The organism is Nonomuraea sp. NPDC049624, assembly GCF_040675255.1.
In the GTDB taxonomy this organism is placed as follows: domain Bacteria; phylum Actinomycetota; class Actinomycetes; order Streptosporangiales; family Streptosporangiaceae; genus Nonomuraea.
On sequence record NZ_JBFAOR010000012.1, the window covers coordinates 123,370 to 136,137 of the forward strand.

The 12,768-nt window shown below is 70.2% G+C and carries 10 protein-coding genes; 7 read left to right on the forward strand and 3 right to left on the reverse strand.

What is annotated here, in order from left to right; translation table 11 throughout:
* Positions 1-2: 2 nt before the first annotated feature.
* The 3 genes from AB0J76_RS40430 to AB0J76_RS40440 all read left to right on the forward strand — a co-directional run bounded on the left by AB0J76_RS40430 (position 3) and on the right by AB0J76_RS40440 (position 6,224).
* A complete protein-coding gene (locus AB0J76_RS40430; protein ID WP_352321766.1) occupies positions 3-5,708 on the forward strand; it encodes a hypothetical protein in 5,706 nt (1,901 codons plus the stop codon).
* 107 nt (positions 5,709-5,815) lie between these two features.
* Positions 5,816-6,067, forward strand: coding sequence for a hypothetical protein (locus tag AB0J76_RS40435; RefSeq protein ID WP_352321764.1), 252 nt, complete (start codon positions 5,816-5,818; stop codon positions 6,065-6,067).
* Positions 6,068-6,071: 4 nt separating this feature from the next.
* Complete coding sequence (locus AB0J76_RS40440) at positions 6,072-6,224, forward strand: hypothetical protein (protein WP_352321762.1); 153 nt, start codon at positions 6,072-6,074, stop codon at positions 6,222-6,224.
* A gap of 8 nt (positions 6,225-6,232) precedes the next feature.
* On the opposite strand, the gene AB0J76_RS40445 is transcribed toward AB0J76_RS40440, so the two are convergent.
* On the reverse strand, positions 6,233-7,144 hold the full coding sequence (locus AB0J76_RS40445) for a LysR substrate-binding domain-containing protein (RefSeq protein WP_352321761.1): 912 nt from the start codon (positions 7,142-7,144) through the stop codon (positions 6,233-6,235).
* 228 nt (positions 7,145-7,372) lie between these two features.
* Between AB0J76_RS40445 and AB0J76_RS40450 the strand changes: the two genes are divergently transcribed.
* Positions 7,373-9,133, forward strand: a complete 1,761-nt coding sequence (locus AB0J76_RS40450) for an amidohydrolase family protein (protein ID WP_352321759.1) — start codon at positions 7,373-7,375, stop codon at positions 9,131-9,133.
* 75 nt (positions 9,134-9,208) lie between these two features.
* Complete coding sequence (locus AB0J76_RS40455; RefSeq protein ID WP_352321758.1) at positions 9,209-9,877, forward strand: DUF6198 family protein; 669 nt, start codon at positions 9,209-9,211, stop codon at positions 9,875-9,877.
* Positions 9,878-9,891: 14 nt separating this feature from the next.
* Here AB0J76_RS40455 and AB0J76_RS40460 read toward each other — a convergent pair whose 3' ends face one another.
* The gene (locus AB0J76_RS40460; protein WP_352321756.1) at positions 9,892-10,128 is read right to left on the reverse strand and encodes a hypothetical protein; all 237 of its coding nucleotides are present in this window, start codon (positions 10,126-10,128) and stop codon (positions 9,892-9,894) included.
* 130 nt (positions 10,129-10,258) lie between these two features.
* Between AB0J76_RS40460 and AB0J76_RS40465 the strand changes: the two genes are divergently transcribed.
* On the forward strand, positions 10,259-10,819 hold the full coding sequence (locus AB0J76_RS40465) for a sigma-70 family RNA polymerase sigma factor (RefSeq protein WP_352321754.1): 561 nt from the start codon (positions 10,259-10,261) through the stop codon (positions 10,817-10,819).
* Positions 10,816-11,496: a hypothetical protein gene (locus AB0J76_RS40470; RefSeq protein ID WP_352321752.1), complete on the forward strand. Its 681-nt coding sequence runs from the start codon at positions 10,816-10,818 to the stop codon at positions 11,494-11,496. The genes AB0J76_RS40465 and AB0J76_RS40470 overlap by 4 nt, the downstream gene beginning before the upstream one ends.
* A 48-nt stretch (positions 11,497-11,544) precedes the next feature.
* Here the strand turns inward: AB0J76_RS40470 and AB0J76_RS40475 are convergent, their stop codons facing one another.
* A complete protein-coding gene (locus AB0J76_RS40475; RefSeq protein ID WP_352321750.1) occupies positions 11,545-12,747 on the reverse strand; it encodes a HAMP domain-containing sensor histidine kinase in 1,203 nt (400 codons plus the stop codon).
* Positions 12,748-12,768 lie beyond the last annotated feature (21 nt).

Sequence of the window (12,768 nt, forward strand, 5' to 3'; positions counted from 1 at the left end):
CCATGGGGTTCGACGGGTTCCTGGTGCCCGACTTCGCCAAGCCGTACGTCGGCTGGGTGGTCGGCATGGACTGGCCGGAAGGGGACGAGACCGGCTGTTTCCGGCTGGCCGACGCGTGCGTGATCGCCGCGCACCGGCTCGTCGAGGGCACGGGCGCGGACCTGCCGGGCAGCGCGCGCAGGATCGGCAAGGACTGGGACGGCGAGGCCCATCTCGCCTTCGCCGCCCACGTCGACAAGGTGGCGGGCGGTCAGGTCGCCCTCGCGGTCAAGCGGCTCGTGGACGCCGCGGTGGCGCTCAACGGCGTGGGCGTGCAGATCCAGTACGCCAAGTACATGATCGAGGTCACCGTCTGGCTGCTGATCATGCAACTGGGGTATCTGCTGGCCGCGGCCCTGGCCACCGGCGGGGCGAGTCTGGCGCTCGTCCCACCGCGGCTGCAGCTCGCCCGGCTGACGGTCGCGCAGATCGCCCGGCAGTGCCGGCGCAACATCCTGCTGTTCGCCGGGATCGTGGCCGGCATGGACCTGGGCATCCAGGGCGTCCAGATGGTGCAGGGCCGCAGGGACGACATCGACGTCCGGCAGCTCGTCATCTCGGCGGCGAGCGGCGCCGCCATGGGCGGGCTCATGGGGGCGGTCTCGGGCGGGCTGAGCCGCCTGGCCACGCCCACGCTGCGGGCCGGGCTGACCAGGGCCGAGATGTCCACGGCCGAGAAGCTGCTGGCGGCGGCGCACTCGTCGTTGTACGGGCAGGCCGCGCAGTTCGCCGTGACCGGCGGGATCACGACGGCCGGCTCCATGCTGGTCCAGGGCAACTTCAGCTGGGACCTGCTGGCCAAGGGCATCACGTCCAGCGCGCTCGGCGCGGACGGGCAACACCTGACCTCGCCCCTGCCGCACGGCGCCGACGGCCCGTCCGCGCCCCACTCGTCCTCCCCGTCCGGACATCCGCTGTCGGGCCCGGACGGCGGGCCCAAGACCGGCGCCGACACGCTCCTGGCGGCGGTGAACCACAACCAGCGGACCGTCGAGTCGCCCGCCTGGCACAGCCCCGACCTGCCGTCCGAGGTGCTGCAAGGTCTGACGTCCCAGCTGGCGTCCGCCGACCCGGGGCTGCCGAAGCCGGAGATCCATCCGCCTCGCGTCGTCGAGATGGGGGCCCTGGGCGAGACGGCCGTGCACGACGTCAGGGTGCCGGTGGACCCGCGGGCGGCGGCGCACGCCATGACCGCCGGGATCACGGGGATCGTCCCGCGGGAACGGGCCGTGATCCGCCTCTGGCTGGCCGAGGCGCTCGCCAGCAGCGACCGCGAGGTCTGGACCAACCACCTCCAAAGGGGGGTGGCGCTCGGCGTCGGCGACAAGGTGATCTACCTCAAGCTCCGGCCGAACGAGTTCACGCACGTGGAGCAGCCGAGTCTGCCCCCGGAGAAGCCGGTCGCCTTCGGCGGGGACGGCGTGGACGGCAAGTTCTCGCGGGGCTCCTCGCTGGACCGGACCGCGGGGCTGATGAAGGGGCTCTACCACTCGCCGGACGAGGCCGAGGCGAACGCCCTGCCCCGATCGGGCGTCACCAGCACGGCCCGGACGACCCACACGAACGGCGTCGAGGTCATCAGCGGGCACAAGGCCATCTCCCCCGCCCATGACTACTTCGCCGCGGACGTCGTCCTCGACGTCTACCGCGACGGCGAGCGGGTCACGCAGACCGCGGCGGTGCCGGACCTCTCGCTGACCGTCCCCTTCCCCAAGCAGTTCACCCGGGAAGGGCCGCTGCTGAGCACCGACCACCCGTCGCCGCTCCCCCGCCACGAGGTGCCGGAGGGAGCGGGGCACAAGTTCCGCGACCACGGGATCGCGATCACCGGGCTGGACGTCACGCCTCTCGTGCTGGAGGTGCAGCGCCGGGGGCTGGCGGCGGGGCTGCCCGCGGGCGAGGTGGTCAAGATCACCGGCCATCTCACCTCCAGCCTGCTCAGCGAGCAGGGGATGAAGAACCGCAGCCAGTCGATGTTGTCGAGCGGGGTCTCCTCCGAGGCGATCCGGTACAAGACGTCCCTGCTGGGGTCGGAGGAGGACGCCGTCCGGATCACCGGCGAGATCACGCGGGTCGAGCCGATCGACGGAGGCGGGCGCGCGCCGGTCGAGACGATGTTCCGGGACGACCTGGGGCGACGCGAGAGCGAGGGCACGTCGCACCGGCAGGGCGCGAGCGTCGGCGTCCACGCGGGCGGCAAGATCGGGTTGCCGCTGGGCGAGCACGGGGAGGTCGTCGCGCGGGCCGTCGGCGGGGTCGGCTACGGGACGGACCACGTCACCTCCACCAACCGGGCGCACGGCAACCACACCGTCCTGACCAGGCTCGGTGACGTCACCATGTACGACGCCCGGATGCGGCTGCAGGTCGAGACCGAGACGCTCGGCGCCTTCGAGGTGGAGGTGAACGCCGAGCTGATCGTCCCGGCGCGGGACGCGTCCCGGATGGAGCAGGACGTCTTCGGGCACGATCTGCGGCCGCCGGGCGAGTTCAACGACATCCAGCGCAAGCTCGCCGACCTCCACCGGGAGATCGACGACGTGCGGGCGGAGTTCACGCTGAACGAACCGGTCGGCGAGTACCCGGCCAGGGGCGAGCACCCCAACCGCGGCTACGACCCGCACGTCCTGGAGCCGGAGACGCTCGCGGCCGGTCGCGGCACGGGGCTCGGCAGCGGCGTCCGGGTCCATGGGGAGACGCTGCTCAGCGCGGAGCTCCACCAGGCCGTCGACCGGGCGCTGCCCGACCTCCCGCCGGCGATCAGGCGGCAGATCATGCGGGACGTCGAGAGCCGCTTCGGCGTCGTGGCGCTGGAAGCCGACCTGACGCACGCCCTCCACGGCATCAGGTACGACAGGACGATCGGCGGCTACACCGTCGAGATCCTGGCCGAGGGCACGCTGGGCCGCCGGCACGAGGTCGGCGCGTCCGACCTGACGGTCAACGAACGCCGGATCACCTCGCGCACCGACACCAGCCAGCGGGAGACCTCCCGCACGGGCCGCGCGGAGGTGCGCGGGGTCGCACGCGCCGACGTGGGGGAACGGCTCAAGATCGACCCGGTGAACCTGTCACTCTCCGGCAGCGGCACGAAGTCGGAGAGCACCGGCTTCTCCTCGGGTCACACGAGGTACGACCGCACGGAGACCAGCGGCGGCTTCACGATCACGCGGGATCTGTCCTTCGACGTCAGGATGCGGATCTCGCGGGACGGCACGGAGACGCTGAACACCTCGTGGGAGGTGCGCGGCAGCAGGGCGGAGATCCTGGTGCCGGACGTGCACCTGCCGCAGCGGCCGGTGCTCGCGCAGGACGTCGCGCATCTGGGACGGGTCGAGTCGTCCGCCGAGCGGCCCGCCGACCTGTGGCGGCCCGGCGCCGACGAGTTGTCGGCCATCGTCCGGATGGGGGCCATGCCCGACCTTCCGGGCACGCTGGCCGGGGCCTACAACCGGTGGGCGGGGTTGCCGGCGGCCGCGGAGCGGCTGGACGTGCCGCCGGTGTTCGAGACCGCCACCGACGTGATCAACCTGGAGACCATGATCACGTCTCATCCCGACGGCCTGCACTACACCGTGTCGGACCGGGCGGGCACGCGGCACGACCTGCACGTCAAGGCGCACGTGGCCGAGGTGCGGCACGTCAAGTCGGAGACTGGGGTGGAGCACGAGAGCTACTCCAGCAGCAACTCCAGGGCGCTGGACGGCGAACGCGGCAGGCGCGCGGTCGGCGGCCACGCCAGGACCGGCCTGCGCGTCACCCTGAGCGACGGCGAGGCCGCGCACGGAGCCGGGGAAGCCGGCGGGACCGAGCGCAAGGTCGTGGCACGGGCGGGCGTGCACGGCGCCGCCAAGCGCAGTGCCGTGGAGAGCTCCTACCTGGGCAGCAGCGACGTGTCCCGGGTCACCTACTCCGACGGCAGCACCTCCCACTGGTACCGCGCGGACCTGGTCCTGGAGGTCACCCCCAGCAGGACCAGCGCAGGCACGGTCGAGCAGGGCCCGACCACGTACGTCCGGGTGGCGGACATCGTGGACCTCGTGCTGCCCGACGAGGTGGCCCGCCGGCACGGGCTCGACGGCCCGCAGGCCGCGGAGCCCGTCAGGCCGGCCGGGGACACGACGCGGGCCTACGCGGCGCCCGAGGCGGCGCTGAACACCGCCTACGTCCAGCACCTCGACGCGGAGGGCGTGCTGCCGCAGATCGTGGAGCTGCTGCGCCGCGACGGCCTCCTCCTCCCCGGCCAGGAGCTCACCAACCACCCGGTGGCCGAACACCTGCGCGGCAACTACGGCCAGGGCGCGCTTGGCACCAAACTGGGCGAGCTGCGCGGGAACGGCGTGTCCTCCTGGTTGTTCGTCACGGACGAGAACGGCCGGGTCACCGAACGCGTCGGCATCCGGGTCACGGCCGAGGTCGGCGACGGCGTACACGTCGGTGAGCGTCCTGACACCGGCCTGATGCTGCGCAACGAGCGCCTGAGCGGCGACCTGAGCGTGCGCGAGGCGGGCACGGACCGTGGCTCGGAGGCGATCGCGCGTTACATGGAGTCCTCGGGCGGCGAGCTCAGGGGAGGCGAGGCGGGGTTCGCGAACTCCCGCGACTCCCACACCGTGGACGGGCAGGGGACGATCGCCAAGGAGATCAACCGCTACCAGACGCGCGAGGCCCCGCAGGAGTTCAGGCATCCGGTCCGGTACGAGATCACGCTCGAACGCGTCCCGGTCCGCCCGCTTCTGGAGCCGGTGCAGAACGTGGCCCGCAACGTGCTGCTCAAGGTGGGCGAGATGACCGGCCACGACGGCGCCGGAAGGCTGTTCGACCGGCACGCCGGGGTCACCGGGACGTCCCGGGCGGTCGTGGACGGCGAGGTCGGCGTCCTGGTGCCGGGCCACCTCACCACGGAGGTGCCGCAGGGCACGCCGGTCGCGGGGCGTACGCCGGTCGTCGCCGCGGATCCGCGCTGGGCGGACGCGAGCGGGCCGAACCCCATGTCCGCCACCCTGGGCGGCGGCGTGCCGAGGGGGGACGTCAGCCAGGTCGCGTTCCCGGCCGCCTCGCTGGTCGAGGAATGGGCGCCGCTGAGCGCGGTGCCGCCGAGGCTGCGGGGCGAGGTGCCGTCCCTGGCCGACCGGCCCGACGGATTCGAGCTCTCCCGCCCGGCCGGCATGTCACTCGCCGAGGCCACCAAGGAACGGACCATGCGCGCCCACCTGGAGCAGTTGCTCGCGCACGAGTACGAGCTCCCGGGAATCGGCAGGGTGGGCATCGACGTCACCGGAGCGCGCGAGATCACCACCGCGCTGGTCAAGCAGCGTGTCTACGCCCAGACCATGAGCACGGTCGGGCACGGCCAGGAGCAGGGCCGCGGCGTGGCGGTCCGGGCGGGCGGGTCCGCCGGGGCGCAGGACGGGAGCCTCGGCTTCGGCGGCGTCGGCGGCAGCGTGAAGACGGCGGACGAGGCCGCGTCGCGGAACGCCAACATCGTCGAACGCAACTTCCTGGAGGAGCAGCACGACAACACCTACCTTGAGCTGGACGTCTCCCTGGTGTTCTACGGCAAGGACAAGCCCCTGACGGTGGACGTCGCGGCCGGCCTGCATCTCCGGCTGACCGCCGACGGACTCGCCGCCTTCGAGGCCGCACACCCCGGCGTGATCGTACGCTGACCTCTTTCTTCCGCGCGTCGGCGAACACGGAACCGCCGGAGAATGCAATTCGTTGAATTGACCGGCTAATAGCCGGAAAAGGGCGGTCACCGGCCGAGGGGAGAGTCATGCGATTGTCGGACTGGTTGCAGATAGCGTCCTTCTCAGGGGTGGTGGTCGCCCTGGTGCTCACGACTCTCCAGTTAAGACTGGTGTCCCGCCAGTCACAGGCTCTCACGCGCTCGATGCAATACGGCGACTACCGCACTCTCGTGGGCCGGCTGAACGAATTCAGGACCGTGCACCTCCGCCAGGACCCGAAATTGCTGGCCTGGGCGCTCAGCACGCGAGGTTTCCCCGGCACGAAGTCGCCCACCTGAGCTCATGCCGGACGACGTATGGCTCACCTGGCAGCGCATCATGCGGGCGGACGTGAAGATAAAGGAGTTCCAGGAGGTCTGGCCCATCGCACGGGTGTATTACGACCTCGAATTCGGCCGCTTCATGGACGAGATCATGCGCGCCGAATGCCCCTGACGAGTTCGTCAGAAGGGTGGGTGGGCGACGGATTCCAGGGTTTGGATGATTTCTTCGGCGAACAGCAGGGCGGCGGGGCCGGGGCCGTGCTTCTCGCGGCGGACGAGCGAGAGGATGTTGTTGCTGAAGGCGCGGTCGCGCACCGGGCGGAAGGCGAGGGTTCCGTTGTGGTGGTCCTCGGCCATGTCGAACCTGCTGAGAAAGGCGATGGCCTCGCCCGCGGCGGCCAGGCGTTTCATCGTCTCGATCGAGTTGGTGTGGAAGGCGGGCTCGACCTTCAGACCGGCCTCGGCGAAGGTGTCGGCGATGATGCCGTGGATCACCATCGAGCGGTCGGCGAAGATCAGCGGGTAGGCCGCGCACTGGGCCAGGGGGATGGATTCCAGGCGGGCCAGCGGGTGGGCCGGGGCGATGACCGCGCCGAGCCGGGTGTCCATCTGCCAGCACAGTTCGAGCTGCGGCGAGGACGGAACGTTGAACCCGAGGCCCAGGTCGGCCTCGCTGTCGGCCACCGCGCGGAGGATCTCGTGGGTGGACAGGGCGCGGATGGAGATGCGCACCTCGGGGTGGCGGGCGTGGAAGTTCACGGTGGCGGTGGAGACGATACTGCTGGCCAGGCCGGTCATCGTGGCGATCACCACCTCGCCGCTCGGCAGTGACTGCAGGTCGCGGATCTCGGTCACGGCCTCGCGGTACTCCTGAAGCGTCCGGCGCACGTGGGCGAGGAGGACCTCGCCCGCCGGGGTGGGCCGCATGCCGCGCGGCAGGCGTTCGAACAGGGGCTCGCCGAGCTCTTCCTCAAGGAGCAGGATCTGCCGGTTGATGGCCGACGGGGCGACGTGGAGCCGCGCTCCGGCGGCCCGGATGGAGCCGTACCGGGCCACCTCGTCGATGTAGTGCAGCACGCGTGAGTGGAGCATCGAGCCTCCCTGGGCTGGACCGTGCGCAAAAAGAGTACAGTCCGTGCGAAAACGGCTGCTTGTCAGCAACGGTGCCGTGCCATTTCATAGCCACAGCGCGTACGAGCGACACGGCCACGGCGGCCCTCTGATGAAACTCCGCGACCGGCCGCCGGCATCCCGGAGCCGCGTCCTCGGGTCTCGTTCCGCGAGCGGAATCCAACAGCCGAGCAATGAAGCGAGGAAATCATGCTCCAACAGGAGAAGACGGGCCAGGCCGGTGGGACGGACCGGGTCTCGGTCCACTACGACCACGTGCGGGCGGTCTTCGACATCCTGAGCGGGGAGAGGGAGGCGGACCTGCTGCTGCGCAACCTCAGCGTGCTGGACGTGCACAGCGAGAGCGTCTTCCAGGGCTCGATCCTCGTCTACGACGGGCGGATCATCGCGCTGAACCCGGACGAGTCGATCGTGCGGGTCCGCGAGGTGTTCGACGGCCAGGGCCTCTACGCGATCCCGGGGCTGATCGACGCGCACCTGCACTTCGACGCCCAGCTGGCCCACCCGGCGGCGTTCGGGGAGGCGATCGTGCCGAGCGGCACGACCACCATCTTCGCCGAGACCCTGGACTTCGCCAGCGCGGCCGGTGAAGAGGCCGTCGAGGCCGCCGCGGCGTTGTTCAAGGACTACGAGAAGCTGCCCTACCGGATCTACGCCTTCGCGCCGGGCAAGAAGACGTCGGTCGAGGTCACCGACGCCATGCTGAAGATGGACCCGGTGATCGGGCTGGGCGAGCTGGCACACCTGTCCTACATGACCGGCAACGAGGACGACTTCCGCAAGTCCGCCCTGGGCCGCGCCAACGGCGGCTTCGTCAACAGCCACTGGGGTGTGACGGCGCTGCCCGACATGTTGCTGAACTACATGCCCGCGATCGGCGCGCACAACAACCACGATGTCTGGAACGAGGACGACATCGAGAAGAGCATCCGGTACGGCTTCCAGACCCAGATCAAGTTCGGCGTCGGCAGCCCCGAGGTGATCAAGACGATGCTGCGTGCCATCGTCAAGCGCCGCTGGCCGGCCGAGAACTTCCAGATGTGCGCCGACAACATCTCGGTCGACCGGGTGCTGACCAAGGGGCACATCGACTGGGTGATCTCCCTGGCCGTCGAGATGGGCCTCAACCCGATCCAGGCGATCAAGATGGGCACGCTGTACTCCGCGCGCTCCTTCGGCATGGACCACGACTTCGGCTCCCTCGCCCCGGGGCGCTTCGCCGACATCGTGCTGACCGACAGCCTGTCGAAGATCAACCCGCGGTACGTGTTCAAGGGCGGCGAGCTGGTCGCCAAGGACCGTAAGCTCCTCAAGCCCGTCGATCTGGACTATTCGGTCATGGTGCAGGAGCCCCGGCCCGGCCTCGCCGACCTGGCTCCCGAACAGCTCGACCTCACGCCGATCGAGATCTCCGACGACGGGACCCGCGCGAAGGTCCTGCTCTTCGACGTCTACGGACGCGGCCACCTGAAGTTCGCCCAGGAGGTCTGGGTGCCGTTCGCGGACGGCGCCGTCGTGCCCGAGGTGGACGGCGTCACGCTGAACCGCATCTCCGTCGTCCAGCGTTACGCGGACGGCGCCCGGCACGTCGTCAACGGGCTGTTCAAGGGGGTCTCGATCGACCGGGGCGCCGTGTCGACGTTCTGGCCCGCGCCCTTCGCCTACTTCGTGGTGGTCGGCAGCGACAGCGCCGAGATGTGCGACAACCTCCGGCAGCTCGACGCCTTCGTCGGCGGCTGCCTCGTGACCGAGGACGGCCGGGCGCAGGCCGCGCTGCCGCTCGACATCTACGGCGTGATGGCCGACATGAGCCTGGCCGAGCTGGTGGACGCGACCCGGTCGATCGACGCCGCCCTGGAGAAGCTGGGCAACCACAACGAGGGCGAGCCGGTCGTCAACAAGCTGCTGACCCTGTTCATCTCACTCGACCGCTTCGGGTTCATGGTCTGAGCCGTGCTCTGAGAAGCGGACACCCCGTCATCCGGCAGGCTCCGGCCGGAACAGCCAACAGTCAAGGAGGCAACTGTGCTACAGCATGAAAAAGAGGCCGGAGTCGTCGACACCGGAAGTCTGGTGCGGCGTTGGATCACCTACGGCGCCGGCATCTACCTGCTGACCCTGGGGGTCAGCCTGGCCATCAGGGCGGGGATCGGCATCTCGCCGCAGAGCAGCCTCACCCGGACGATGACCCTGGTCTTTCCCTCGATCAGCCAGGGGACGTTCAACTTCGCCCTTGAGCTGCTGATGTTGCTGCTGACCTATCTCGTCCTGCCGAAGGACTTCAAGCTCAGGAACTTCCTGGCGTTGATCCCGGCCCTGGTGCTGGCCACGTTCCTCGATCTGAACCTGATGCTGACGAGCTGGATCGCGCTGGACGCCTACGCCGCCAAGTTCGCCCTCCTGGTGGTCGCGGACGCGACGCTGGCGTTCGGCCTGTTCCTGATGATCCGGGCCAACCTGGTGCTCATGCCGGTCGACATGTTCGTCAACACGGTCTTCAAGCGGACCGGCTTCAAATGGGGCAACCTGAAGACCGGCTTCGACTGCACGCTGCTGGTGGTCTCCGCGGCGATCGGGCTGATCTTCCTGGGCGGCCCGCAGTTCATCCGCGAGGGGACCATCATCAACGGCATCCTCGTCGGGCAGTACATCAAGCTCTATTTCTTCCTGTTCAAGAAGTTCTCGCGGTCCTGAGCCCCCGGCGTCCGTCACCGGAGAGCCTCCAGGACCGGACGCCGGCGGGCGTCCGGGACCCCTGCGGCGTCCATCGCGCGGCGCAGCAGGCCGGCGTCGAAGCCGTGGGCGCGCAGGTGGCCGACGAGCGGACCGTACCGGCCTGCCGCTCGACGGTGTCGGTAGGGGACGGCGGCGCCCGCGGCGTCGAGGGTCATGGCCAGCTCCGTGGTGACGTCCGCCCGGTTCAGTGATCTCTTTCCGTGGCCCATGCCGCGCAACGTAGCAAGACCGCGCCCGGCGTCGTCAGAGACGGCGCCGGGCGTCTGTTCTGTCGGGTCTCATAACGTTTTCTCGGCTACTGACCAAGAAGGGGTGTAATCGACGAAGGGAGCACGGCCGGTGCGTCGCAAACAGCCGGATATAGCTACAGATCCGGACGCTTTCGAAGCCTTCTACCGGCGCCACGTCGATGCGGTCACCTCGTTCCTCGCCCGCCGGGTCGATGATCCCCACACCGCCGCCGACCTGGTGGCGGAGGTGTTCATGGCGGTGCTCGACTCCGCCCACACCTACCAGCCGGGACGCGGCAGCGAGATCGCCTGGCTGTACGGCGTCGCCCGCAACACGCTCTCGGCCGAGCGGCGGCGGGCGTACAAGGAGCTGAGGCTGGCCGATCGCGTCGGCGGACGACGGCATCTCGACTCCGACGACGTGGCCGAGCTGGTGTCGCGGTTAGACGCCGAGAACCTGGCCAGACGGGCCTTCCGGGCCATGGCCGGACTGCCCGACGGTGACCGCGCGATGCTCGAACTGGTCGTCATCGACCAGCTCAGCATCAGCGAGGCGGCCACCGCCCTGGGCATCCGGCAGGGAGCCGCCCGGGCCAGGTTGCACCGCGCCCGCCACGCGCTCAGGGACGTGCCGGAGATGGCTCCCTTCGTCATGGAAGGAATCCGATGAACTTCAAGGAGCACGTACTGATGGAACTGAAGGCCGAGATCGAGGCCCGCAACGGGGCCCGGCGCCGGCGCACCAGGCGGCGCCTGCTCACCGGCGCGGCGGTGGCCGCCGTCGCGGCCGCCGCGGCGGTCGTGACGCCGTTCCTCAACGGTTCGGACGCCCCCGCCTACGCGGTCAGCAAGAACACCGACGGCACGATCACGCTGCGGATCAACGAGTTCCGCGACCCCGCCCAGGTGGAGAAGGACCTGAAGGCGCTCGGCGTGCCCTCCGACGTCTCCTACCTCAAGCCCGGCACCCGCTGCGCCCCCGACCGCGCCCCCGCCGACGCCGGCCCGTCCTTCACCAAGGAAGAGCTCCAGAGCAAGGACCCCGCGGTCCGCAAGAGGATCAGGGAGGCGATCGAGAACAGCCCCAACGCGAAGACGTTCCGGATGGGCGACGGCCAGGTACGGATCGACCCCAAGCTCATCAAGACGGGGCAGACCGCCGTCCTGGAGTTCACCGAGAACGCCGACCAGACCTCCGGCCCCGAGAAGCCGCGGGCGCTGTGGCAGTTCAGCGGCTTCCTGGTCGACGGGCCGGCCAAGCCCTGCAAGGTGATCGACGACCCGTCCTGGGACCAGATGCCCGACCCGAAGAAGCACCCGGAGGCGTACCCGCCGCCCGGCATGTGAGCGACCCGCCCGCAGGACGGCCCGCGCCCGATCGGAGGCCGGGCCGCCTCAGCGGCCGGGAAGGCTGATCGTCACGGACAGGCCGCCGCCCTCGCGCGGGCGCGCGGTCACCTCACCGCCGTGGGCCTGGACGACTGCGCGGACGATCGACAGTCCGAGCCCCGAGCCGTTCGCCGAGTCCACCCGGTCGGCGTTGAGCCGGCGGAACGGCTCGAACAGGCTGCCCACCTCGTACGCCGGCACGGGTTGCCCGGTGTTGGCCACCCTGACGACGACCTCGCCCGCCGGCGTCTCCTCCGTGCTGATCCAGACCTGCCCGTCCTGCGGGAGGTTGTACTTGATGGCGTTGTCCACCAGGTTCCCCACGGCGTGTTCCAGGAGGACGGGGTCGCCCGCCATGGTCGTGCCGCCGAGGCGGGAGACGACGGTCACGCCGCGCTGGTCGGCGACGGAGGTCAGCTGTTCCACCGCCGTCAGCGCCACGTCGTCGATGTCCACCGGCTTGCGGCGCGCCAGCTCCCGTTCGCTCCTGGCCAGGAGCAGCAGCCCTTCGATGAGCTTCTCGTTGCGCGCGTTGACCTCCAGCAGGGTGCGGGCGAGGGCCTTGAGGTCGGGTGAGGCCGCCGGGTCGGAGAGCGCGATCTCCAGGACCGTGCGGTTGATGGTCAGGGGCGTGCGGAGCTGGTGGGAGGCGTTGGCGACGAAGCGGCGCTGGGAGTTGAAGGCGCTGTTGAGCCGGGTCAGCATCGAGTCGAACGTGTCGGCCAGCTCCTTGAGCTCGTCGTCCGGGCCCTGCAGGTCGATGCGCTGGTGGGCCAGCGTGCTCTCCGACAGCTTGCGGGCCGTCGCGGTCATCTTGGCGACGGGCCGCAACGCCCGGTCGGCGACCAGGTAGCCGAACACGAGCGCGAACAGGCCGACGCCCAGCAGGATCAGCACGGACTGCTGGACCATGCGACTGAGGATCTGCTCGTCCAGCTTGACGGCCTGGATCTCGATCTGGTGCCGCCAGACCGTCACCAGCTCGTCGGGGGTGCCCGGCGGCACGTCCAGGGAGAACTCGACGCCGTCGAGCACCGCGCGCAGCAGCAGGTAGGCGACGGTGAGCAGGAGCGTGCCGCCGACGAACAGCATGGATCCGTACGTGAGCGTCAGCCGGGCGCGGATGCCCAGCTTCCCGAACAGCGCCGCGGCCCTGCCGGGCGGAGCGTGGCCACCGGGGGCCCGGCCGGCATGGGACGGTAATCGCACGCTGTCTCCTTCCGCTGGAGA

Bases quoted from the DNA above. Each gene is read 5' to 3' on its own strand.
- AB0J76_RS40430 (WP_352321766.1), top strand. From the start codon at position 3: ATGGGGTTCGACGGGTTCCTGGTGCCCGACTTCGCCAAGCCGTACGTC.
- AB0J76_RS40460 (WP_352321756.1), bottom strand. From the start codon at position 10,128: ATGGGCCACGGAAAGAGATCACTGAACCGGGCGGACGTCACCACGGAG.
- AB0J76_RS40450 (WP_352321759.1), top strand. From the start codon at position 7,373: ATGCTCCAACAGGAGAAGACGGGCCAGGCCGGTGGGACGGACCGGGTC.
- AB0J76_RS40440 (WP_352321762.1), top strand. From the start codon at position 6,072: ATGCCGGACGACGTATGGCTCACCTGGCAGCGCATCATGCGGGCGGAC.
- AB0J76_RS40445 (WP_352321761.1), bottom strand. From the start codon at position 7,144: ATGCTCCACTCACGCGTGCTGCACTACATCGACGAGGTGGCCCGGTAC.
- AB0J76_RS40435 (WP_352321764.1), top strand. From the start codon at position 5,816: ATGCGATTGTCGGACTGGTTGCAGATAGCGTCCTTCTCAGGGGTGGTG.
- AB0J76_RS40470 (WP_352321752.1), top strand. From the start codon at position 10,816: ATGAACTTCAAGGAGCACGTACTGATGGAACTGAAGGCCGAGATCGAG.